The organism is Variovorax sp. OAS795 (assembly GCF_040546685.1).
In the GTDB taxonomy this organism is placed as follows: domain Bacteria; phylum Pseudomonadota; class Gammaproteobacteria; order Burkholderiales; family Burkholderiaceae_C; genus Variovorax.
Map to the genome: position 1 here is coordinate 1,607,533 of NZ_JBEPOH010000001.1, position 21,766 is coordinate 1,629,298.

The following is a 21,766-nucleotide window of genomic DNA, read 5'->3' on the forward strand; positions in this document are numbered from 1 at the left end:
CGGCAAGTCATGTTACTTGACCTGCTGTTTGCCCAATTTGCGCGCCAATGTGCGCCGATGCATGCCAAGCCGCCGCGCGGTCTCGGAAATGTTGAAGCCGGTTTCGGCCAAGGTTTCGTGGATGCGCTCCCATTCGAGCGTCTTGATCGAGGTCGAGCGATTGGTCAGCTCGACCTCCGTCGTGCCCGTGGCGCGGCCGAACGCGGCTTCGATGTCGTCGGTGTTCGAGGGCTTGGCAAGGTAGTGGCAGGCGCCGAGCTTGATCGCCTCCACGGCCGTGGCAATGCTCGCAAAGCCCGTGAGCACCACGATCAGCATCTGCGGACTGTGCCGGTGCAGCATCTGCACGCAGGCCAGGCCCGAGGCTTCGCCGTTGAGCTTCAGGTCGACCACCGCGTAGCCGTAGCCGGGCGCATGCGTCTGCAGCAGGCGCTCGACTTCTTCGGCATTGCTCGCGTGCGTGACCGCATAGCCGCGGCGCTCGAACGACTTGCCGAGCGTGCGCGCGAAGGCCGCGTCGTCCTCGACGATGAGCAACTGGCGCTCGGCTTCAGCGGTTTGCGTCATGGGCTTTCGTGTCGGTGATGGCGTCGATGGCTGGAGCCTCGTCGCCGGCTTCGTCGTCGTCTTCTTCTTCGAGCACGATGGCTGCGAGCGGCAGCGTGATGCGCACGATCGCGCCCCCTTCAAGCCGGTTGTGCACCGCCACGCGTCCGCCCAGCGTGCGCGCCACATTGACCACCAGGAACAGCCCGAGCCCGCCGCCCGGGCGCCCCTTGCTTGACTGGTAGGGCTTGCCGAACTCCTTCAGGATGGAGGGCAGGAACCCCGGCCCCGCGTCGGTCACGGTGAGGGTCAGCGCTTCGGCATCGTGCGCCACCTCCAGGCGCAGCCAGTGCGGCGAAGCTTCGAGCGCATTGTCCAGCACGTTGCAGATCATCTGCTTGAGGGCCGAGTCGGAAACCATGGGCAGGTCTTGGCCAAAGCGGTTCTCGTAGTCGAATTCTTCCACCGGCCGCGTGGCGCGCCATTCCTCGACCAGCTCGTCGAGGAAGGTGCGCACCGTGGTTTCTTCCGACGACTCGCCGCGCGCTTCGCCGGCCGACAGCAGGATGCCGCTCACGATGCTCTTGCAGCGCTGGATCTGCAGCTCCATCTCGGCCACTTCGGTCAGCAGTTCGGGGTCGGAGCTGAAGTGCGGCAGCCGGCGCCAGTCGCCGAGGATCACGGCCAGCGTGGCAAGCGGCGTGCCCAGCTCGTGCGCGGCGCCCGAGGCGAGGAGGCCCATGCGCACGATGTGCTCTTCTTCCGAAGCACGCTGGCGCAGGTCGGCCAGCCGCGCATCGCGTGCGCGCAGGTTGCGGCTGATGCGCGTGATGAACACCACCAGCAGCGCGGCATTGAGCGCAAAGCAGATCAGCATGCCCTGCACGTACGGGCTCCAGAGCCCGCGGTCGTGGTCCAGCGGCAGTGCGAGCGGGCGCGAGAAAAGCGCCAGTCCCGCAAAGCAGAGGCTGGTGACGATGACGATGGTCCAGGTCGACCAGGCCTTGAGCAGCACCGCGCCCAGGATGACCTGCAACAGGTACAGGAAGACGAACGGGTTGGTCGCGCCGCCGCTCAGGTAGAGCTGCGCGGTGAGCGTCGCGACGTCGACCAGGAGCGCGAGAAAAAGCTCGCCGTTGGTCACGCGGCGCACGCTGCGCGAGCGCAGCAAACTCACGCCGTTGAAGAGCGCCAGGCAGGTCAGCACCTGCAGCATGTGGTCCAGCGGCAGCCGGATGCCGAAGCCGTAGTGCACCAGCAGGATCGTGGCCACCTGCCCGACCACCGCGAACCAGCGCAGCTGGATCAGCTGCTGCATGTTCTTGTGACCGGTGGCGTTGTCCAGGCTCGCCACGCCCGCGCGCGGCGCATGCAGTTCCCCCGCAACGGCGGCGGGCTCAGTCGCGGTGGGCATCGGGACGTCGGCTGGCTTGGGCATCCGCGGCATTTTCGCTGCTGCGGCGCCGGCGCTCCTCGCGCCAGGCGTACCCGGCCGCGGCCAGCACCATCAGGGCCAGGCCGTACCACGTGAGGGCGTAGACAAGGTGGCTGTTGGGAAAGGCGATGACCGTGAGGCCGCCGGCGGGCCAGGCCGGCGCCGTGCCGGATGCGGAGGGCGCGGCATCGGCATCGACGAAGTAGGGTGCCACGCGGTCGAGGCCGCGCGCCGCGGCAATGGCCTGCACGTCGCGCGAGAACCAGCGCTCCTGCGCCGGCTCGTTCTTGCGCAGGAAGCCGCCCGTGGGTTCGGTGATGCGCAACAGCCCGGTCACGGTGGTTTCGCCCTGGGCCTCGGTGGCCCTGCGCGCCGGGCGCTCGCGTGCCTCGGGTGGCACGAAGCCGCGGTTGACCAGCACGATGCTGCCGTCGGCGGCGCGCAGCGGCGCCAGCACCCAGAAGCCGGCGCCGAGCCGCGTGGTGGCCTGCACCAGCGTTTCCTTGTCGTGGAGGAAGGTGCCGGCGAGGCGTACGCGCCGGTATTCGTCGGCGGCCGCGCTCACCTGCGCCCAGCGCCCGGGGCCGGGCGCATCGGCCGGCGCGGCATGCACGCGCTGTTCGACGCGGGCAATGAGATCGAGCTTCCAGGCCCTGCGCTCGACCTGCCAGGTACCGAGCGCGAAGAAGCCGGCAAAGGCCAGTGCCGCACAGACCGCCAGCGCCACCCGGGCCGCCGCGGACCGCTGGCGGGCGGGCGGCGTTTCGAGCGTTCGGGTGCTGGGATCCGGCGGCTGGGGCGTCAAGGCATGTTCTTCATGTCGTGCACAGACATGGGCATCATGTTCGCGTTCATGTGGTACATGACCCAGAGCGAGCCGGCCAGCGTGATCACGACCAGCACGATCGTGAAGATCAGCGCGAGCATGTTCCATCCGCTTTCGGACTTGGCGTCCATGTGCAGGAAGTAGATCATGTGGACCACGATCTGCACCGCGGCAAAGCCGAGGATCACGAGCGAGGTGGTGTGCGTGCTGGAGAGCACCTTGCCCATCACGAGCCAGAACGGAATTGCCGTGAGGATCACCGCCAGCACGAAGCCGGTCATGTAGCCCTTGAAGGTGCTGTGGCTCACGGGACCATCGTCGTGATGGTCGTCATGCGCATCATGGCCGTGCGCGGCGGCGGTGCCGGTGTGGGCGGTGCTCATGCCATCGATCCCATCAGGTAGACGAATGTGAAGACGCCGATCCAGACCACGTCCAGGAAGTGCCAGAACATCGACAGGCACATCAGGCGGCGGCGGTTGGCGGCGGTGAAGCCGTGCTTGGGCAACTGGACCATCAGCACGATGAGCCACACGATGCCGAAGGTCACGTGCAGGCCGTGGGTGCCGACCAGCGCGAAGAACGACGACAGGAAGGCGCTGCGCTGCGGGCCCGCGCCTTCATGGATGAGGTGCGCGAACTCGTACAGTTCGAGGCCGATGAAGCCCGCGCCCAGCAGGCCGGTGATGGCCAGCCACGCCAATGTGCCGCCCATGCGCTTGCGCTGCATCTCGAGCACCGCGAAGCCGTAGGTGATGGACGAGAACAGCAGCAGCGATGTGTTGATCGCCACCAGCGGCAGGTCGAACAGGTCGGCGCCCGACGGGCCGGCCGCGTAGCTGCGCCCCAGCACGCCGTAGACGGCGAACAGGCAGGCGAAGACCAGGCAGTCGCTCATCAGGTAGAGCCAGAACCCGAGCAGCGTGCCGTTCTCGGGATGGTGGTCGTTGCCGACGTGGAACAGCTCGAACACGGGCGGCTTGCCCGTGTGGTCGCTGTGGGCGTGGCCGGCCGCGGGGGCGTGGAGGGCGGTGGTATCAGACATGGGCTGCTGCCAGGAGGCGCGTGCGTTCGGCTTCGGTGCGGACGACTTCTTCCGCGGGAATGTGGTAGTCGCGCTTGTAGTTGAAGGTGTGGACGATCACGGCCGCCACCATGGCCAGGAAGCCCACGCCCGCCACCAGCCACATCTGCCAGATCAGCGCGAAGCCGCAGGTGGCCGCCAGCGCTGCGATGACGAAGCCGGCCGCCGTGTTCTTGGGCATGTGGATGGGCGTGAAGCCTTCGAGCGGCCGGGCATAGCCGCGGCGCTTCATGTCGGTCCAGGCGTCGTTGTCGTGGATGCGCGGCGTGAATGCGAAGTTGTAGGCCGGCGGCGGCGACGAGGTCGACCACTCCAGCGTGCGGCCGTTCCACGGGTCGCCCGTGGTGTCGCGCAGCGCGTCGCGGCGGATGTAGCTCACCACCAGCTGGATGATGAACGACGCGATGCCCAGCGCGATCAGCACCGCACCGAAGGCCGCGACCTGGAACCAGATCTGCAGCGACATGTCCTGGAAGTGGTTCATGCGGCGCGTGACGCCCATCAGGCCCAGCACGTACAGCGGCATGAACGCGACCCAGAAGCCGACGATCCAGAACCAGAACGAGCACTTGCCCCAGAACGGATCGAGCTTGTAGCCGAAGGCCTTGGGGAACCAGTAGGTGATGCCCGCCAGCATGCCGAACAGCACGCCGCCGATGATCACGTTGTGGAAGTGCGCGATCAGGAACAGGCTGTTGTGCAGCACGAAGTCAGCCGGCGGCACGGCCAGCAGCACGCCCGTCATGCCGCCGATCACGAAGGTGATCATGAAGCCGATGGTCCACATCATCGGCAGCTCGAAGCGGATGCGGCCGCGGTACATGGTGAAGAGCCAGTTGAAGATCTTCGCGCCCGTCGGGATCGAGATGATCATCGTCGTGATGCCGAAGAACGAGTTCACGCTGGCGCCGGAGCCCATGGTGAAGAAGTGGTGCAGCCACACGAGGTACGACAGGATGGTGATCACCACCGTGGCGTACACCATCGACGCATAGCCGAAGAGGCGCTTGCCCGAGAAGGTGGAGACCACTTCGGAGAAGATGCCGAAGGCCGGCAGGATCAGGATGTACACCTCGGGGTGGCCCCAGATCCAGATCAGGTTCACGTACATCATGGCGTTGCCGCCGAGGTCGTTCGTGAAGAAGTTGGTGCCGGCGTAGCGGTCGAGCGACAGCAGGGCGAGCACGGCGGTGAGCACCGGGAAGGCGGCCACGATCAGCACGTTGGTGCACAGGGCGGTCCAGGTGAACACCGGCATCTTCATCATGGTCATGCCCGGCGCGCGCATCTTCACGATGGTGGCCAGCAGGTTGACGCCCGAGAGCAGGGTTCCGACCCCCGCTATCTGCAGCGACCATATGTAGTAGTCGACGCCCACGTCGGGGCTGAAGAGAATGCCCGACAGCGGCGGGTAGGCCAGCCAGCCGGTCTTGGCGAACTCGCCGACGAACAGCGACGCCATCACCAGGCCCGCGCCGAACGTGGTCATCCAGAAGCTGAAGTTGTTCAGGAACGGAAACGCCACGTCGCGCGCGCCAATCTGCAGCGGCACCACGAAGTTCATGAGGCCCGTGACCAGCGGCATCGCCACGAAGAAGATCATGATCACGCCGTGCGCGGTGAAGATCTGGTCGTAGTGGTGCGGCGGCAAAAAGCCGGTGTTGTCGCCGAAGGCCACGGCCTGCTGGGCCCGCATCATCAGCGCGTCGGCAAAGCCGCGCAGCAGCATCACCAGCCCGAGGATGATGTACATGATGCCGATCTTCTTGTGGTCGATGCTGGTGATCCAGTCGCGCCACAGAGTGCCCCAGAGCTTGAAGTAGGTGACCGCGCCGAGCAGCGCGATGCCGCCCAGCACCACGGCCGCGAAGGTCGCGAGCAGGATGGGCTCGTGGTAGGGAATCGCCTCCCACGTGAGGCGGCCGAAGATGAGCTTCGTCAGGTCAAGGTTCTCGAACATCGTCATTCTTCGGTGGTGCACATCGCCGTGACGTACTTGCGCGTCGGCGAACTGGAATTGAGGCTGTCGGGCTGCCAGCCGGCTGCCTTGCTGGCCACGTTGAAGGCGCCGGGCTTGCCCAGGCCGCCTTCGGCGTCGATGGCCATCATCTGCTTCATGCACATCTTGTTGCGGTCGACACAGCGGTTGAGGATGGCGTCGTACAGGTCGGGCGCCACGCGGGCGTAGTGGCGCACGGGGTCGCGCTCGCTCGGTGCTTCGAGCTTCAGGTAGGTCTCGCGGCTCAGTTCGCCGTCCTTGCCGGCCTTGGCCTTCTTCACCCACTCGTCGAAGCCTTCGTTGCTGAGGCCGTGGAACTTGAAGCGCATGCCCGAGAAGCCCGCGCCGCTGTAGTTGGCCGAGAAGCCCTCGAACTCACCCGGCTTGTTGATGACCGCGTGCAGCTTGGTCTCCATGCCCGGCATGGCGTAGATCTGGCCGGCCAGCGCGGGAATGAAGAAGGAGTTCATCACCGAGGTGGCGGTGATCTTGAAAGTGATCGGACGGTCGACCGGCGCGGCCATTTCGTTCACCGTGGCAAAGCCCTGCTCGGGGTAGATGAAGAGCCATTTCCAGTCGAGTGCCACCACCTCGACCACCAGCGGCTTGGCTTCGGCGGGCACCGCGCGGTCGGCGTCCAGGCGGCTGAGCGGCCGGTACGGGTCGAGCGTGTGCGTGCTGATCCAGGTGATGGCGCCGAGCGCGATGATGATCAGGAGCGGCGCGGCCCAGATCGCGAGCTCCAGCTGGGTGGAGTGGTCCCAGTCGGGGCTGTAGTCGGCCTCCTTGTTCGACTGGCGGTAGCGCCAGGCGAAGAAGATCGTGAGCGCGATCACCGGGACGATGATGATCAGCATCAGCACGGTGGAGACGACGATGAGCCGCCCCTGCTGGTTGGCGATGTCGCCGGAAGGGTTCATGAGCACGGTGTTGCAGCCTGCCAGCAGGGCTAGCGGGAGCAACAGGGGCCATCGGCGAAGAGATTTGAGGGTGGGCATGCCGAAAGAAAGAAGAGCGTGGGCTGCGCAAAGACTCCACAATCTACGACCAAAGGCTCCCGCCGCCTATTGGACGTTTTGTCCTATGGCGGGAAACTCAGTTCGGTGAGACGCTTGGCCCCCTGTTCAATGGTCTACCTTTGTCACTGCCGGTGACACCGAATCAAAAAACGCAATGACGACGACGTCCAGCATCAGTCCGCAAGGCGCACAGCCTGTGCCGAACACGTCCGGCAACGACGCCCGGCAGGGCGGCGACCACTCGCACATCGCACCCGGCGAGATCGCCGTGGGCGTGATCATCGGCCGCGCGTCGGAGTACTTCGACTTCTTCGTCTACGGCATTGCCTCGGTGCTGGTGTTCCCGGCCGTATTCTTTCCGTTCGAGGCGCGCCTGGAGGGAACCCTCTTCGCCTTCGTGGTCTTTTCCTTCGCGTTCATCGCACGGCCGTTTGGAACGGTCATCTCGATGGCCATCCAGCGGCGGTTCGGGCGCGAAGCCAAGCTGACCATTGCGCTTTTCGTGCTCGGCACCTCCACGGCGGGCATCGCCTTCCTGCCGGGCTATGCGAGCATCGGTTTCACGGCGATCGTGCTGCTGTCGGTGTTCCGCTTCGCGCAGGGCCTGGCGCTCGGCGGCTCCTGGGACGGCCTGCCTTCGCTGCTGGCGCTCAATGCGCCCGAGAACCGCCGCGGCTGGTACGCCATGCTGGGCCAACTGGGTGCGCCGCTGGGCTTCTTCGTGGCCAGCGCGCTGTTCGCCTACCTGTATGCCAACCTGCCGCTGAAGGACTTTCTCGACTGGGGCTGGCGCTACACCTTCTACGTCGCCTTTGCGATCAACGTGGTGGCGCTGTTCGCGCGGCTGCGGCTGGTGGCCACCGAAGAGTATTCCCGCCTGCTCGAAGAGCGCGAACTGCAGCCCACCAGCGTGGTCGAGCTGGCGCGTTCGCAAGGCGCCAACCTGCTCATCGGTGCGTTCGCGGCGCTGGCCAGCTATGCGCTGTTCCATCTGATCACGGTGTTCCCGCTGTCGTGGATCACGCTGTACTCCGACCAGTCGATCACCGAGTTCCTCGTGGTGCAGATGATCGGCGCGGTGTTCTGCGCCGGCGGCATCGTGGCCTCGGGCCTGATCGCCGACCGCGTGGGCCGACGCTTCACGCTGGGCGGCCTGGCCGCGATGATTGCGGTGTTCAGCGGTTTCGCGCCCACGCTGCTCGATGGCGGCCGCATCGGGCAGGACATTTTCATCCTGCTGGGCTTCGTGCTGCTGGGGCTTTCCTATGGCCAGGCGGCCGGTGCGGTGACCTCGAACTTCGAGCCCAAGTACCGCTACACCGGCGCCGCGCTCACGGCCGACCTCGCGTGGCTCATCGGTGCGGCCTTCGCTCCGCTGGTGGCGCTCGGGCTCTCGGCCAATTTCGGCCTGGCCTATGTGAGCGTCTACCTGCTGTCGGGCGCGGTCGGCACGCTCGCGGCGCTGGGCCTGAACCGGGCGCTGGTGCGCGACTGAGCGGCGGATCTCAGCCGTTTCTCCAAAGGCGCCGGCCGGCCCCTTTTTGTTTTCCGGCGCACAGGCTTAGGATCGCGGCATGTTCGCCGCCGCCATCTTCGACATGGACGGGCTGCTCATCGATTCGGAGCGGCCCATCATGGCTGCCTGGATCGAAGCCGCCCGCACGCTCGACATCGAGCTTTCGCACAGCCAGTACCTGCAGGTGGTGGGCCTCGCCACCGCGGAGTCGGAGCTGATCCTCGGCGGGCTGCTCGGCGGGCCCGAGGCCTACAGGCACGCCATCGGGCACGTCCGCCAACTGCTGCAGCTGGAGCGCGCGGACGGCCTCCCGATGTTTCCCATCAAGCCCGGCGCGGCCGAGTTCCTGGCGGCGCTGCGGCAGCGGGGAACGCGCTGCGCCGTGGCTTCTTCGTCGACCAGCGGGCAGATCCAGGCCTGCCTCGGGAGCCTCGACGTGCTGCATCATTTCGACGCGTTCGCGGGCGGCGACGAGGTGGCGCGCGCCAAGCCCGATCCGGCGCTCTACCTGCTTGCGGCCGAGCGGCTGGGCGTCGACCCGGCGCAATGCGTGGCCTTCGAGGACAGCGAGAACGGCGCCAAGGCCGCGCTGGCGGCCGGCCTGCGGGTGGTGATCGTGCCGGACCTCAAGCATCCGCCCGCTGCGATCGTCGAGGCTGCCTTGCATGTGCTCGATTCGCTGCACGAGGCCGTCCTCCATGTGCCGCGGTGGTTTCCGGGCCAGGCGATACGCGCATGATCAAGATCGGCACGCTGTGCCACGTGCTCGACAGCTGCCTCGCGTCGCCGATGACCGAGCGCGCCGTCGGCCGCATCGTGGAGGTGGTTTCCGCGCCCTACGAGGCGCCCAGCGAGCGCTACCTGCCCGGCACCTACTACGACGTGCTGTTCGAGGGCTGGACCTTCTATTGCCGCAGCGACAAGCTCGTGCCCATTTCGGATCCCGGTGCCGACGTCGGCAGCTGGGAAGACGAATTCATCGACGCGGCCGACAGCCCTCCGTCGAGCGCGCCTCAGAGCACTTCGTCGCGCAACTGCGGGAACACCTTCGACACCTTGGCGAGCAGGTAGTCGCCGTAGCGGCCGTTGAAGGCGTGCACGTTGGCGCGGTCCCAGCGTTCGGCGCTGTCGTCGCGCGCCTCGGCGCCTGCGAGCCCTTCGATGCGCTGCACGCGGGCCTCGAAATTCGGGTCGAAGAACAGCGGGAACGAGAGCCGGTCGCGGCCCGAGGTGTTGCGCTTGACGCGGTGCGGCGTCGATTTGTAGAGCCCGCCCGTCATGCGGTCGAGCATGTCGCCGATGTTGCAGACGAAGGAGCCCGGAACCGGCGGCGCATCGATCCAGCCGCCGGGCGTGTGCACCGCGAGGCCGCCCACCTCGTCCTGGTGCAGGATGGTGAGCAGGCCGTAGTCCGTGTGTTCGCCCACGCCCCATTGCACGTCGAGGCCTTCGGGCACGGGCTGCGAGGGATAGTTGAACAGGCGGAACAGGACGAGCGGATCCGCCGTGTAGCGCCCGGCAAAGTACGAAGCGGGCAGGCCGAGGCTCAGCGCGATGCCCTCCATCAGCCGGTGGCCGAGCTGCGTGACGGCCGCCATGTAGCCGAGGATGGCTTCGCGAAAGCCCGGCACATCGGGAAAGAGATTGGGCCCGTGCACCGGCGTCTTGGCCTGCACCAGCGGATGGGACGCGGGCAACTCGGTGCCAAGGTAAAGGCCTTCCTTCCAGTCGGGCCGGCCCGAGGTCAGCTCGCCGCCGAGCGGAAAGTAGCCGCGCCAGGCCCGCCCTCCCAGCGCCATGCGCCACTGCATCTTCGTTGCTTCAGGGAGATCGAAGAAGCGGTGGCTCAGGTCTTCGAGCCGCTGCACCAGCGCTGCGTCGACGCCGTGGCCGGTGACGTAGAAGAAGCCGTGTGCGCGGCAGGCTTCCCCGATCTGCGCGGCCACGCGGCCGCGCTCGGGCGTGCCCGCCACGAGCGGCGCGACATCGATCACGGGAAGGGTCTGGGGGTCGGTCATGGGCATGGAGAGCATGTCATGCGCCGCGCGCGAACGGCGAGCGGATGTCCGAAAGGAACTGCTGCGCGCGCGGGTGTTGCGGCCGGTTGAAGAAGTCGTCGGGCGTCGCGCGTTCGAGCACCTTGCCCTCGTCCATGAACAGCACGCGGTCGGCCACCTCGCGCGCAAAGCCCATCTCGTGCGTGACGCAGACCATCGTCATGCCATCGCGCGTGAGGTCGCGCATCACCAGCAGGACCTCGCCCACCATCTCGGGATCGAGCGCACTGGTGGGTTCGTCGAACAGCATCAAGGGCGGCTGCATCGCGAGCGCACGCGCAATCGCCACGCGTTGCTGCTGGCCGCCCGAGAGTTCGCCGGGCCAGGCGTTCGCCTTGTGCGCCAGGCCCACGCGCTGCAGCAGCGCCATGGCGCGCTCTTCGGCCTCCTGGCGCGTGAGGCCGCGCAACTGCACTGGTGCCATCGTGCAGTTCTGCAGCACCGTGAGATGCGGGAACAGGTTGAACTGCTGGAACACGAAGCCGATGCGCGAGCGGAACGCGTTCACGTCCGTGCCCGGCGCATGGATGTCCTTGCCTTCGATGAGGATGCGGCCCGACTGGATAGGCTCCAGCCGGTTGAAGGTGCGGATCAGCGTCGACTTGCCCGAGCCCGAGGGGCCGCACACCACGACCACTTCGCCCTTGTGGATGGTCTCTTCGATGTCCACCAGGGCGTGATAGCTGCCGTACCACTTGTTGACTTTCTGGAGTTCGATCATGCGGGCACCTTGGGGGCCGAAGCGGGGTGGGTCACGGCGATGCCGCGCCGCGCGAGGCGGCGTTCGAGCCAGTAGGCGAAGCGCGACAACCCGAAGCAGAGAATGAAATAGGTCAGGCCCAGGATCAGGTAGATCTGGGCCGGCCTGGTGAACACCTGCGTGTTGATCTGCGTCGCGATGAACGACACCTCGGCCAGCCCGATGATGTAGCCCAGCGAGGTCTCCTTGATGGTCGAGACGAACTGGTTCACCAGCGAGGGCAGCATGCTGCGCAGCGCCTGCGGCAGCACCACGAGGCGCATGGCGCGGCCGTAGCCCAGGCCGAGCGCGCGGGCGGTTTCCATCTGCCCGCGCGGCAGGCCCTGGATGCCGGCGCGCACGATCTCGGCCAGGTAGGCCGCATCGAACACCACCAGCGCGATCAGCATGGTGGTGAACTGGTCGGTCTTCACGCCCGTGATGCTGGGCAGGAAGAAGTAGGCCCAGAAGATCACCATCAGCAGCGGCAGGCCGCGCACCACGAAGACAAAGCCGGTGACCGGCCAGCGCAGCCAGCGCCACGGGCTCACGCGCGCAAGGCCCAGCACGATGCCCAGCGGCAGCGCGAGCACCAGCCCGCACGAGGCGAGCAGCAGCGTGAGCACCAGTCCGCCGAGCGGCCCGTTCGGGTACTGCCCGATGAGGAAGTAGACCCAGTAGTCGTTGATGATTTCCAGCATCTGGTCAGCCGCTCTAGATGGTCCGCACCGGAAAGCGGTGGTGGTACCACGTGGCCAGCCCGGTGATCGCTAGCGACACCGTCAGGTACGCCGCACTCGCGAACGCGAAGGACTCGAAGCTGCGGAAGCTCGCGCTCTCGACCTGACCGGCCTGGTACATCAGCTCGGCCACCCCGATGACGGTGGCGATCGAGGTGTTCTTCCACAGGCTCAGCGTCTGCGAGATGAGCGGCGGCACCGTCACGCGCAGCGCCTGCGGCAGCACGACGCGCCGCATCGTGCCCATGAAGCCGAAGCCGAGCGCCCGGCCGGCCTCGAACTGCACGGCCGGAATGGCGCGGATGCCGCTGCGGATGTCTTCGGCCATGAAGGCCGCCGTGTACAGCGCCAGCGCGATGATCGCGCTGTAGGCCTCGATGTGCCCCGCATAGAGCCATTGCTTGATGCCCTCGGGGAGCAGCTCGGGCGCGCCGAAATACCAGAACAGCATGTGCGCGAGCAGCGGCACGTTGCGAATGAGCTCGACATACGCAAAGCCGAGCCAGCGCAGCGGTGCGAGCGGCGACAGGCGCAGCAGCGCCACCACCAGCGCGATCGGCAGGGCGAGCAGCAGCGAGGCTGCGAGCAGTTGCAGCGACAGCAGCAGGCCCGCGACGAGCATGTCGTGGTACTTGCCGGTCAGCAGCAACGAATAGTCGAACAGGGGCATGAGGGGCGACAGTATCACCGCCGCGGTTGGGATTTTGTTCAAAGGCCGCTTGCCCCCACCCCTGCCTTCCCCCGGGAGGGGAAGGAGAAAGACCAGATCAGTCGATCTTGTCGCTCTCGAGCTTGAAGTCGCGCGTCTGGAATCCCGAAGCCGTGTTCGGCCCGTACCACTTGACGAAGATCTTCTGCGCCTCGCCCGACTTCTCGAGTTCGCGCAGCGTGTCGTCCACCACCGCCTTGAGGCCGCTCTCACCCTTCTTGATGCCGATGGCCAAGGCCTCGGTGCTGAGGTTCTGCTTCAGCACCACGTACTGCGCCTTCTGCGGGCCGAGCTTGGCGTAGCTGCGCAGCAGCGCGGCCTCGTCGTCCACATAGCCCACGCCCTTGCCTTGCTGCAGCGCCTGGAAGGCCTGCTGGCTGGTGTCGAAGGTCACGACCTCGGCCGTGGGCACGGCCTTGCGGATGTTCGGCTCCTGCGTGCCGCCGCGGATGGTCAGCACCTTCTTGCCGGCGAGCTGCGGCACGTCGCTGATGCCGCTGTCCTTCTTCACGATGGCTTTCTGGCCCGTGACGAAGGTGGTGAGCGAGAAGTCGATCTGCGCCTCGCGCTCCTTGTTGTGCGTGAGGCCTGCCGCCACCAGGTCGACGTGGCCCTGCTGCAGTTCGGGAATGCGTGCGGCCACGGCGATCTGCTTGAGCACCGGCTTCACGCCGATCTTCTTTGCAATGGCGTTCACCAGGTCGACCTCGTAGCCGACGATCTGGCGCGTCTTCGGATCGATGAAGGTGGCGGGCTCGTCGGTGCCGAGCACGCCCACCACGAGCTCGCCTTTCTTCTTGATGTCCGCGAGCTGGTCCGCGTGGGCGGCAATGCCCGTCAGCAGGGCGGAGGCGGCGAGGGCCGCGGCAATGAGGTTCAAGCGCATGTTCTTCTCCTTCGGGATGGCAGGGACGCGACCCTATCAATAAAACCGTGGATTCTTAAATCGTCAATCGACATATGCATATGGCGGTCCCAATGGTCCTGATGCGGACCGGGACTTCGCGGGATTTCAGGGGCTCGAATCGCCCCGGGCGGCCCGTGGAGGGATACTCGCGCCATGCAGATTCACGAAAAGCCCCCCGTCGACACGCCCTTCGAATGGATCGGCGGCGAACCCAGGGTGCAGGCGCTGGTCGATCGCTTCTACGACCTGATGGAGCTCGAGCCGGCCTATGCGCAGCTGCGCGCGGTGCATGGCACAAGCCTCGAGAATGCGCGCCAGCGGCTCTTCTGGTTCCTGTGCGGCTGGCTCGGCGGGCCGCAGCACTACACCGACCGGTTCGGCCATCCGATGCTGCGCGCGCGCCATCTGCCGCAGAGCATCGGCGGGCACAGCATCGGCATCAAGGAACGCGACCAGTGGCTGGCCTGCATGGACCAGGCGATGGGCGACACCGGCGTGCCCGAGGGACTACGGGCCCGGCTGCGGGATTCGTTCTTCCAGACCGCGGACTGGATGCGAAACCGCGGCGAGCCATAAACACACAACGACTCCGAAAGAGACTTCCTTCAATGAATTCGATCGTCATCATCGGCGGCGGCCATGCCGCGGCCCAGCTTTGCGCGGGGCTGGCCGAGGCCGGCCTGGGCGCGCGCGTGCACCTGGTCTGCGAGGAGGCTTGCGAGCCGTACCATCGCCCGCCCCTGTCCAAGGCCTTTCTCAAGAGCGCCGAGGAAACCACCCAGCCGCACAAGGCGGCCGACTGGTACCGGGAGGCGGGCATCACGCTGCACCTGGGCGATGCCGCCGTCGCGATCGACCGCGAGGCGCACACCGTCACGCTGCGTTCCGGCGCGGTGCTGCCCTGGGAGCGGCTGGTGCTGGCCACCGGCACCCGTGCGCGCCAGATGCCCGACCTGAAGCCAGGCCTGGAAAACGTCGTGAGCCTGCGCGCCGCCGATGAAGCGCATCGCCTGCGTTCGCGGCTTGCCGACGCACAGCAGGTCACGGTGCTGGGCGGCGGTTTCATCGGGCTCGAAGTGGCGGCCACCGCCAAGGCGCTCGGCAAGAACGTGCAGGTGCTCGAAAGCGCGCCGCGCCTGCTGGGCCGTGCCGTGTCGCCGGAGCTCTCGGCCCACGCGCTCGCAACGCACCGCGCGGCGGGCATCGACGTGGTGCTCGGCGCGCGCACCGGCGCATTCGAGGTCGAGGGGGAGCGGCTGCTGTCGATCCAGGTCAACGGCGTGAAGCAGCCGGTGGACCTGCTGCTGCTCGGCATCGGCGCCGTGCCTGAAACCGCGCTCGCGCAGGCCGCGGGCATCGAGTGCGCCGACGGCATCGTGGTCGATGCCCACATGCAGACCAGCGCGGCCGACGTGCTGGCGGTGGGCGACTGCACGCGCTTTCCCGACCGGCGCGCGGGCCGTGCGTTGCGGCTCGAATCGGTGCAGAACGCGAACGACCAGGCGCGCACGGCCGTGGCCACGCTGACCGGCGCCGCGCGGCCGCACGACGCGGTGCCTTGGTTCTGGTCCGAGCAGGGCGGCCTGCGCCTGCAGATGGTCGGCCTGGTGCCGGCCGAGGGCACGCCGGGCCTGGCCAGCGTGCGCCGCCCCGGTCCCAAGCCCGAGGCGTTCTCCCTGTTCCACTATGTCGACGGGCAGCTGGTCTGCGTCGAATCGGTCAACGCGCCGGTCGATCACATGATGTGCCGCAAGCTGCTCGAGGCCGGCCGCAACCCCGATGCGGCGGCGGTGGCGGATGCGGCCATTCCGCTCAAGAACCACCTGGCGTAGCGTCAGCGCCGCGCTGGCGCCAAGAGCACCACGAGGGCGCCTGCGCCGCCTTCGGCCGGCTTGGCCTGCACGAAGGCCAGCACCTCGATTTTCTGGATCAGCCAGCGCTGCGCCTTGGTCTTGAGCACCGGCTGCTTGCCCGGCGATCCGAGGCCCTTGCCGTGCACCACGCGCACACAGCGCAGCCCCTGCTTGTAGGCGTTGCGGATGAAGCCGCCGAGCGCCTCGCGCGCCTCGTCGCTGCGCAAGCCGTGCAGGTCGACCTGTGCCTGGATGCTCCAGTCGCCCTTGCGCAGCCGCGCGGTCACGTCGGTGCCGATACCGGGGCGGCGAAAGCTCATGGCGTCGTCGACGTCGAGCAGGGTGGTCACGTCGAACTCGTCGGACAGCGATTCGCGCAGCACGCGCTGTTCGTCGAGCTGGTGCTGCACGGGAATGGGCGCCGGCGGCTCGGGCGCGAGCGGCACGGCAGCCTTGCGGCGCAGCGGCTCGGTGGCGCCGATGGCGCGCGTGAACAGGTCTTTTTCGGCCGCGCGCCTGCGTTCCGCCGCGGCCTTGGCAGCGGCGGCCGCGGCTTCGCGCTCGCGGGTCTCGGCCAGCGCGCGCTGCACCTGCTTCAGGTCCGCCAAGTTCTTGATGGGCGGCGTACGGGAAGCCATCAGAGCAGTCCTTTCTCGGCCATGGATAACGCCTGGCCTGTGCTGACGATCACGTGGTCGAGCACGCGCACGTCGACGAGGGCCAGCGCGGCCCTGAGCGTCTGGGTCAGGGATTCGTCGGCGCGCGACGGCTCGATGCTGCCGCTCGGATGATTGTGCGAAAGCACCACGGCCGCCGCGTGGTGGTGCAACGCGCGCGTGACCACTTCGCGCGGATAGACGCTGGTCTGGGTGAGCGTTCCGCGGAACAGTTCTTCGAGCACGATCAGCCGGTGCTGCGCATCGAGGAACAGCACCGCAAACACCTCGTAAGGGCGCGAGCCGATGTGCATCTGCAGGTATTCCTTGACGGCCCCTGGCGAATCGAACACCGTGCGCTCCTTCAGGCGCTCGGCCATGGCGCGGCGCGCCAGTTCGAGCACCGCAATGAGCTCGGCGCGCTTGGCGTCGCCGCCCATGCCCTTGATGACTTTCAGGTCTTCGGGGCTGGTCTGCAGCAGGCCCGAGAGGCCGCCGAAGTGCTCGAGCAGTTCCTGGGCGAGCTGCAGCACGTTTTTCCCGGCCACGCCCGTGCGCAGCAGCAACGCCAGCAGTTCGGCGTCGGCCAGCGCGCCGGCGCCGCGTGCGATGAGTTTTTCGCGCGGGCGGGCGTGGGCGGGGAGATCCTTGAATGCCATCGAAAACCTGGTGAAACCTTGAAAGAGCGGGTGGAAGCGCCGGCTCCTTAAAATGCAGTCCAGTTTATCGGGACACCCACCTTGCCTTCGCCTACCTCCGCTGCACCCATGTCCCACGTCGTGACTTCCGGCTCGTTCCTGACCCTGCACTACCGGCTCGCCGGTCCGGCGGGCGACATCATCAATACTTTCGCCGACAAGCCCGCGACGCTGTCGCTGGGCACCGGCGAGCTGTCGCCCGCCATGGAGCAGCGCCTCATGGGCCTGGAAGAGGGCACCCACGCCACCTTCGAGCTGCCCGCCGGAGAGGCCTTCGGCGAGCGCAACCCCGACATGCAGCAGTGGGTCGCCAGGAAGCTGCTGGCGCAGATGGGCGACCCCGACGAGCAATATTCGGTCGGCGACGTGGTGCAGTTCCCCACACCCGACGGCGCGGGCAGCTACGCGGGCGCGGTGGTCGAATCGAACGAGACCGCGGTGCGCTTCGACTTCAACCATCCGCTGGCCGGACAGCCGGTGACCTTCGAGGTCCGCCTCATCGGCGTGCTATGACGCGGAGCCTCGAAGAAGTCATCCTCGCCGAGCCGCGCGGCTTCTGCGCCGGGGTCGACCGCGCCATCGAGATCGTCGAGCGGGCCATTGCCAAGTTCGGCGCGCCTATTTATGTGCGGCACGAGATCGTGCACAACACCTATGTGGTGAACGAGCTCAAGGCCAAGGGCGCGATCTTCATCGAAGACCTGGCCGATGTGCCGCCCGGCGCCACGCTGGTGTTCAGCGCGCATGGCGTGAGCAAGGCGGTGCAGCAGGAGGCGCGCGACCGCGGCTTCGACGTCTTCGACGCCACCTGCCCGCTGGTGACCAAGGTGCACGTCGAGGTCGCCAAGCTCGCGAAAGAAGGCTACGAGTTCATCATGATCGGCCACAAGGGCCATCCCGAGGTCGAGGGCACCATGGGCCAGCTCTCGAGCGGCATTCACCTGGTGGAGGATGTGGAAGACGTGGCCAGCGTGGCGCCTGCGCAGACCGACAAGCTCGCGGTCGTGACCCAGACCACGCTCAGCGTGGACGACGCGGCCGAGATCGCGGCAGCCGTGCGCGCGCGCTTTCCGAAGGTGCGCGAGCCCAAGCAGCAGGACATCTGCTATGCCACGCAGAACCGCCAGGACGCGGTGAAGATCATGAGCCCGCAGGTCGACCTCGTGATCGTGGTCGGCAGCCCCACCAGCTCCAACAGCAACCGGCTGCGCGAACTGGCGCAGCGGCTGGGCACCGAAAGCTACATGGTCGATTCGGCCGACGAGCTCAAGCCCGAGTGGTTCGAGGGCAAGGGCCGCATCGGCCTCACGGCCGGCGCCTCGGCGCCGGAAGTGCTGGTGCGCGAAGTGATCGAGCGGGTGCGGGCGCTCGGCGCGGTGTCGGTCCGCAAGATGGACGGCATCGAGGAAACCATCAAGTTTCCGCTCCCCAAGGGCCTCAAGCTCGACGACATTCCTCCTCCGGGACACATCTCTTGACCGACAAAAGCACCGATTGGCGCGCTGAAATAGACGGCGCCTCGCGCAGGCTGCGCGAGCGCGCCGGCGGCTTCCTGCGCCAGACGCCGCTGTGGAAATTGCCGGCATCCGCCTTCGGCATCGAAGTGCCGGGCGTGGAGTTGTGGCTCAAGCTCGAGCACCTGCAGGTCAGCGGCAGCTTCAAGGCGCGCGGCATGATGAACCGCCTGCTGGCCAACGACATTCCCGCGAGCGGCGTCGTCGTGGCGTCGGGCGGCAATGCCGGCATTGCGACCGCCGCGGCGGCCAAGGCGCTGGGCGTGCGCTGCCAGGTGTTCCTGCCGGGCGTCTCGCCCGAGGCGAAGAGGGCCAGGCTGCGCGCACTGGGCGCCGAAGTGATCGTGGTCGGCGAGCTGTACCCCGATGCGCTGGCCGCCTGCCTCACGCGCCAGAAGGAAACCGGCGCGCTTCTGACCCATGCCTACGATCAGCCTGAAGTGGTGGCCGGCGCCGGCACGCTCGGCGTGGAGATCGAGGCCGAGGGCGGCCTGCCCGATTCGGTGCTCGTGAGCGTCGGTGGCGGCGGCCTAATCGGCGGGCTCGCCGGATGGTTCGAGCAACGCGCCCGCGTGGTGGCGCTCGAGCCCGAGAAGGCGCCCACGCTGTTCCGCGCCCGCGAGGCCGGCGAGCCGGTCGATGTCGATGTGGGCGGCATCGCGGCCGACTCGCTGGGCGCGCGCCGCATCGGTGCCATCTCGTGGGAGGTGACCCAGCAGTACGTGCAGCACGCGCTGCTGCTGCCGGACGAGGCCATCCGCGCCGCGCAGCAGTGGCTGTGGAAGGAACTCAAGCTCGCCGTCGAGCCGGCTGCCGCGCTGCCGCTGGCGGCCTTGCAGACCGGGGCGTATCAACCGCGCGAAGGCGAGAAGGTGTGCCTGATCGTCTGCGGGGCGAACGTCGATCCGGCCACCGTCGCCTGAGGCAGCGCTACTTCTCGCAGTTGACCATCCACGGCACCCCGAACCTGTCGTTCAGCATGCCGAAGCCCACGGCCCAGAACTGCGGGCCGTAGGGCATCGTGACCTGGCCGCCCTGGGCCAGGGCGTCGAACAGCTTCTTGCCATCGTCCACGCTGGTGGCCTGCACCGAGAGCGAAAAGCCCTTGTGGCCCTCGAAAGGCATGCCGGGCGGCATGTCGGAGGCCATCAGCGTGTGGCCCCGGGCTTCCAGCGCGGCGTGCATGATCTTGTCCTTGTGTTCGGCCGGCGTTTCGGCGCCCATGGGGCTTTCGCCGAAGGTCATGCTGAAGGTGACCTTGCCGTCCAGTGCCTTGGCGTAGAAGGCCAGGGCCTCGGCCGCATTGCCGTTGAATGTCAGATAGGCTTGCATCGCTTTTTCCCTTCGATCGGGCTGTGGGGAACGAGATGCTACGCCCACCTAAAATCCCCCCATGCTTGACATCACTCTGCTCCGCAAAGACCTGGCTTCCGCTGTCGCCGGCCTCGAAAAACGCAAGAAGAACCAGCCCTACCTCGACGTTTCGGCGTTCACCGCGCTCGAGGCCGAGCGCAAGACCCTGCAAACCCGCACCGAGGAAATCCAGGCCCGCCGCAACACGCTGAACAAGCAGATCGGCCCGCTCAAGGCCAAGGGTGAATCGACCGATGCGCTCATGGCTGAGGTCAATGCGCTCAAGGCAGAGCAGGAGTCGCAATCCAGCCGCCTGGAGCAGATCCAGCCCGAGCTGCAGGCCCTGCTGCTGGCCGTGCCCAACCTGCCGCATGCCAGCGTGCCGATTGGCGAAGACGAAAGCGGCAATGTCGAGATGCGCCGCTGGAGCCCGCAAGGCGGCACCGGCGCGAACGCCACCCCGCTCGCTTTTGCGGCGAAGGACCACGTGGACCTGGGCGCACCGCTGGGGCTCGACTTCGAAATGGGCGCCAAGCTCTCGGGTTCGCGCTTCACCGTGATGAAGGGGCCGATTGCCCGGCTGCACCGTGCGCTCGCGCAGTTCATGCTCGACATCCAGACCGAGAAGCACGGCTACACCGAGTGCTATGTGCCCTACATCGTCAACGCCGCCACCCTGAGCGGCACCGGCCAGCTGCCCAAGTTCGAAGGCGACCTGTTCGCCGCCAAGAAGGGCGGCCAGGACGGCGAGCCCGCGCCCGACCATTCGGCGCTCTATCTCATTCCGACCAGCGAAGTGCCGCTGACCAACTTCGTGCGCGACGAGGTCGTTGGCCGAGGCGCAGCTGCCGATCAAGCTCACCGCCCACACGCCGTGCTTCCGCTCCGAAGCCGGCAGCGCGGGCCGCGACACGCGCGGCATGATCCGCCAGCACCAGTTCGACAAGGTCGAGATGGTGCAGATCGTCCACCCCGAGAAAAGCTACGACGCGCTGGAGCAGATGACCGGCCATGCCGAAGCCGTGCTGCAGGCGCTGGAGCTGCCCTACCGCGTGGTGCTGCTGTGCACCGGCGACATGGGCTTCGGTTCCACCAAGACCTATGACCTCGAGGTCTGGCTGCCGGCGCAGAACACCTACCGCGAGATCAGCTCGGTGTCGAACTGCGAAGCCTTCCAGGCGCGCCGCCTGCAGGCGCGGTTCAAGAATGCGCAAGGCAAGAACGAACTCGTCCACACGCTCAACGGTTCGGGCCTCGCGGTCGGCCGCACGCTGGTGGCGGTGCTCGAGAACCACCAGAACGAAGACGGCTCGATCAACGTGCCTGCCGCGCTGCGTCCCTATCTGGGCGGCCTGGAAGTGCTGCGCGGCTGATCGGCCGGCGTGCCGGGGGCTTCGAAAAGCGGTGTTTTTGTCTGCTAGAATCCGAGGCTCGACAGCACCGGAGAGGTGGCAGAGTGGTCGAATGTACCTGACTCGAAATCAGGCGTACTAGCGATAGTACCGAGGGTTCGAATCCCTCCCTCTCCTCCAGCGAATGCAAGGGCCAGTAGTCACTCGACTACTGGCCTTTTTTCGTTGGGGCTTCCTTTGCAATAAAGCCTCGGATTCGTTGCATCCCGCGGTGCAATCCCTCCGTGCGGCAACCCGTACATCGGGCTTGGCGTTCATGATGATTCAGTGCGCCTCACCAAAGGCGTAAGTCAATGCAGCCGAGGTCGCATCCGGTTCAAGTCCGTACTCCTGGCGCATCCACTCGGTTGCCGAGACGGCGACTCCTCCCGCAGTAAGCGCGTGCCACAACGCCACTTGAGCGCTGTGGGCTCGTGCATCTCCTCGCTGCTTGGCCCGTTTGACACCGCGAAGCAGAGCGCTTGTGACTTGGTGTTGGCCGTGACTCGCCAGTTCGCTCTTCCATCTGCTGGCCTGCAGTTGTCCCTGAATGGAGAGGGATGGCAGGTCCGAAAATCTCGGCAACGTGCACAGCGTCTCGAAAATCGCGCGCAGATGCCGAAGAGCACGGGCCAATCTGAAACGTTGGAGCACCTTCATTTCTTCCTCGCTGGCGAAGTTCCACCAAGGAGAGTCTGCCACAAAATCACACTCATAGTGTGTG

General features: G+C 66.9%; 24 protein-coding genes, 1 tRNA gene and 1 pseudogene. 10 read left to right on the forward strand and 16 right to left on the reverse strand.

Annotated elements, in window-relative coordinates:
• Positions 1-12: 12 nt before the first annotated feature.
• Genes ABID97_RS07610 through cyoA form a run of 7 tightly spaced genes read right to left on the reverse strand, consistent with a single transcriptional unit; the run spans position 13 to position 6,888 of the window.
• Complete coding sequence (locus ABID97_RS07610) at positions 13-567, reverse strand: response regulator transcription factor (protein ID WP_354397917.1); 555 nt, start codon at positions 565-567, stop codon at positions 13-15.
• Complete coding sequence (locus tag ABID97_RS07615) at positions 551-1,960, reverse strand: ATP-binding protein (RefSeq protein ID WP_354397918.1); 1,410 nt, start codon at positions 1,958-1,960, stop codon at positions 551-553. The genes ABID97_RS07610 and ABID97_RS07615 overlap by 17 nt, the downstream gene beginning before the upstream one ends.
• Complete coding sequence (locus ABID97_RS07620) at positions 1,944-2,786, reverse strand: SURF1 family protein (protein ID WP_354397919.1); 843 nt, start codon at positions 2,784-2,786, stop codon at positions 1,944-1,946. The genes ABID97_RS07615 and ABID97_RS07620 overlap by 17 nt, the downstream gene beginning before the upstream one ends.
• The gene (gene cyoD / locus ABID97_RS07625) at positions 2,783-3,190 is read right to left on the reverse strand and encodes a cytochrome o ubiquinol oxidase subunit IV (RefSeq protein WP_354397920.1); all 408 of its coding nucleotides are present in this window, start codon (positions 3,188-3,190) and stop codon (positions 2,783-2,785) included. Before cyoD ends, ABID97_RS07620 begins: the two co-directional genes overlap by 4 nt.
• Positions 3,187-3,852 carry a cytochrome o ubiquinol oxidase subunit III gene (gene cyoC / locus ABID97_RS07630; RefSeq protein ID WP_354397921.1) on the reverse strand — a complete coding sequence of 222 codons (666 nt, stop codon included), beginning with the start codon at positions 3,850-3,852 and terminating at the stop codon, positions 3,187-3,189. The genes cyoD and cyoC overlap by 4 nt, the downstream gene beginning before the upstream one ends.
• Entirely contained in the window at positions 3,845-5,857 is a 2,013-nt protein-coding gene (gene cyoB, locus ABID97_RS07635; protein ID WP_503012807.1) for a cytochrome o ubiquinol oxidase subunit I, read from the reverse strand. The genes cyoC and cyoB overlap by 8 nt, the downstream gene beginning before the upstream one ends.
• Complete coding sequence (gene cyoA / locus ABID97_RS07640; protein ID WP_354397923.1) at positions 5,854-6,888, reverse strand: ubiquinol oxidase subunit II; 1,035 nt, start codon at positions 6,886-6,888, stop codon at positions 5,854-5,856. The genes cyoB and cyoA overlap by 4 nt, the downstream gene beginning before the upstream one ends.
• Positions 6,889-7,063: 175 nt before the next feature.
• Between cyoA and ABID97_RS07645 the strand changes: the two genes are divergently transcribed.
• The 3 genes from ABID97_RS07645 to ABID97_RS07655 all read left to right on the forward strand — a co-directional run bounded on the left by ABID97_RS07645 (position 7,064) and on the right by ABID97_RS07655 (position 9,496).
• Positions 7,064-8,404, forward strand: a complete 1,341-nt coding sequence (locus tag ABID97_RS07645; protein ID WP_354397924.1) for an MFS transporter — start codon at positions 7,064-7,066, stop codon at positions 8,402-8,404.
• A gap of 79 nt (positions 8,405-8,483) precedes the next feature.
• Positions 8,484-9,164: an HAD family hydrolase gene (locus tag ABID97_RS07650; RefSeq protein ID WP_354397925.1), complete on the forward strand. Its 681-nt coding sequence runs from the start codon at positions 8,484-8,486 to the stop codon at positions 9,162-9,164.
• A complete protein-coding gene (locus ABID97_RS07655; protein ID WP_354397926.1) occupies positions 9,161-9,496 on the forward strand; it encodes a hypothetical protein in 336 nt (111 codons plus the stop codon). The genes ABID97_RS07650 and ABID97_RS07655 overlap by 4 nt, the downstream gene beginning before the upstream one ends.
• Here the strand turns inward: ABID97_RS07655 and ABID97_RS07660 are convergent.
• The 5 genes from ABID97_RS07660 to ABID97_RS07680 all read right to left on the reverse strand — a co-directional run bounded on the left by ABID97_RS07660 (position 9,439) and on the right by ABID97_RS07680 (position 13,556).
• Positions 9,439-10,449, reverse strand: coding sequence for an isopenicillin N synthase family dioxygenase (locus ABID97_RS07660; RefSeq protein WP_354397927.1), 1,011 nt, complete (start codon positions 10,447-10,449; stop codon positions 9,439-9,441). The two genes, ABID97_RS07655 and ABID97_RS07660, sit on opposite strands and share 58 nt — an antisense overlap.
• A gap of 10 nt (positions 10,450-10,459) precedes the next feature.
• Positions 10,460-11,203 (reverse strand): amino acid ABC transporter ATP-binding protein, encoded by a 744-nt coding sequence (locus tag ABID97_RS07665; protein WP_354397928.1) that lies wholly within the window; start codon positions 11,201-11,203, stop codon positions 10,460-10,462.
• A complete protein-coding gene (locus ABID97_RS07670; protein WP_354397929.1) occupies positions 11,200-11,922 on the reverse strand; it encodes an amino acid ABC transporter permease in 723 nt (240 codons plus the stop codon). Before ABID97_RS07670 ends, ABID97_RS07665 begins: the two co-directional genes overlap by 4 nt.
• 13 nt (positions 11,923-11,935) lie before the next feature.
• On the reverse strand, positions 11,936-12,631 hold the full coding sequence (locus ABID97_RS07675) for an amino acid ABC transporter permease (protein WP_354397930.1): 696 nt from the start codon (positions 12,629-12,631) through the stop codon (positions 11,936-11,938).
• 97 nt (positions 12,632-12,728) lie between these two features.
• Entirely contained in the window at positions 12,729-13,556 is an 828-nt protein-coding gene (locus tag ABID97_RS07680; RefSeq protein ID WP_354397931.1) for an ABC transporter substrate-binding protein, read from the reverse strand.
• A 174-nt stretch (positions 13,557-13,730) separates the two neighbouring features.
• On the opposite strand from ABID97_RS07680, the gene ABID97_RS07685 reads away from it, so the two are divergent.
• Positions 13,731-14,153: a group II truncated hemoglobin gene (locus ABID97_RS07685; RefSeq protein ID WP_354397932.1), complete on the forward strand. Its 423-nt coding sequence runs from the start codon at positions 13,731-13,733 to the stop codon at positions 14,151-14,153.
• Positions 14,154-14,185: 32 nt separating this feature from the next.
• Complete coding sequence (locus ABID97_RS07690; protein ID WP_354397933.1) at positions 14,186-15,409, forward strand: NAD(P)/FAD-dependent oxidoreductase; 1,224 nt, start codon at positions 14,186-14,188, stop codon at positions 15,407-15,409.
• A gap of 2 nt (positions 15,410-15,411) precedes the next feature.
• Here ABID97_RS07690 and ABID97_RS07695 read toward each other — a convergent pair whose 3' ends face one another.
• Together ABID97_RS07695 and radC are read right to left on the reverse strand one after the other, a co-directional pair.
• A complete protein-coding gene (locus ABID97_RS07695) occupies positions 15,412-16,068 on the reverse strand; it encodes a Smr/MutS family protein (protein ID WP_354397934.1) in 657 nt (218 codons plus the stop codon).
• Positions 16,068-16,745, reverse strand: coding sequence for a RadC family protein (gene radC, locus ABID97_RS07700; RefSeq protein ID WP_354397935.1), 678 nt, complete (start codon positions 16,743-16,745; stop codon positions 16,068-16,070). Before radC ends, ABID97_RS07695 begins: the two co-directional genes overlap by 1 nt.
• Positions 16,746-16,853: 108 nt before the next feature.
• Here radC and ABID97_RS07705 point away from each other — a divergent pair, with 108 nt between their 5' ends.
• The 3 genes from ABID97_RS07705 to ABID97_RS07715 are packed head-to-tail and all read left to right on the forward strand — an operon-like array spanning position 16,854 to position 19,221.
• The gene (locus ABID97_RS07705) at positions 16,854-17,297 is read left to right on the forward strand and encodes an FKBP-type peptidyl-prolyl cis-trans isomerase (protein WP_354397936.1); all 444 of its coding nucleotides are present in this window, start codon (positions 16,854-16,856) and stop codon (positions 17,295-17,297) included.
• Complete coding sequence (gene ispH, locus ABID97_RS07710) at positions 17,294-18,262, forward strand: 4-hydroxy-3-methylbut-2-enyl diphosphate reductase (protein ID WP_354397937.1); 969 nt, start codon at positions 17,294-17,296, stop codon at positions 18,260-18,262. Before ABID97_RS07705 ends, ispH begins: the two co-directional genes overlap by 4 nt.
• Positions 18,259-19,221: a threonine/serine dehydratase gene (locus ABID97_RS07715; protein ID WP_354397938.1), complete on the forward strand. Its 963-nt coding sequence runs from the start codon at positions 18,259-18,261 to the stop codon at positions 19,219-19,221. The genes ispH and ABID97_RS07715 overlap by 4 nt, the downstream gene beginning before the upstream one ends.
• A 7-nt stretch (positions 19,222-19,228) precedes the next feature.
• Here ABID97_RS07715 and ABID97_RS07720 read toward each other — a convergent pair whose 3' ends face one another.
• Complete coding sequence (locus ABID97_RS07720; protein WP_354397939.1) at positions 19,229-19,630, reverse strand: VOC family protein; 402 nt, start codon at positions 19,628-19,630, stop codon at positions 19,229-19,231.
• 61 nt (positions 19,631-19,691) lie between these two features.
• Between ABID97_RS07720 and serS the strand changes: the two are divergent.
• Both serS and ABID97_RS07730 read left to right on the forward strand, forming a co-directional pair.
• A pseudogene (gene serS, locus ABID97_RS07725) lies at positions 19,692-21,024 on the forward strand (serine--tRNA ligase).
• A 69-nt stretch (positions 21,025-21,093) separates the two neighbouring features.
• A tRNA-Ser gene (locus ABID97_RS07730) sits at positions 21,094-21,183 on the forward strand.
• A gap of 144 nt (positions 21,184-21,327) precedes the next feature.
• On the opposite strand, the gene ABID97_RS07735 is transcribed toward ABID97_RS07730, so the two are convergent.
• Positions 21,328-21,702: a hypothetical protein gene (locus ABID97_RS07735; protein WP_354397940.1), complete on the reverse strand. Its 375-nt coding sequence runs from the start codon at positions 21,700-21,702 to the stop codon at positions 21,328-21,330.
• Between the last annotated feature and the right edge of the window lie 64 nt (positions 21,703-21,766).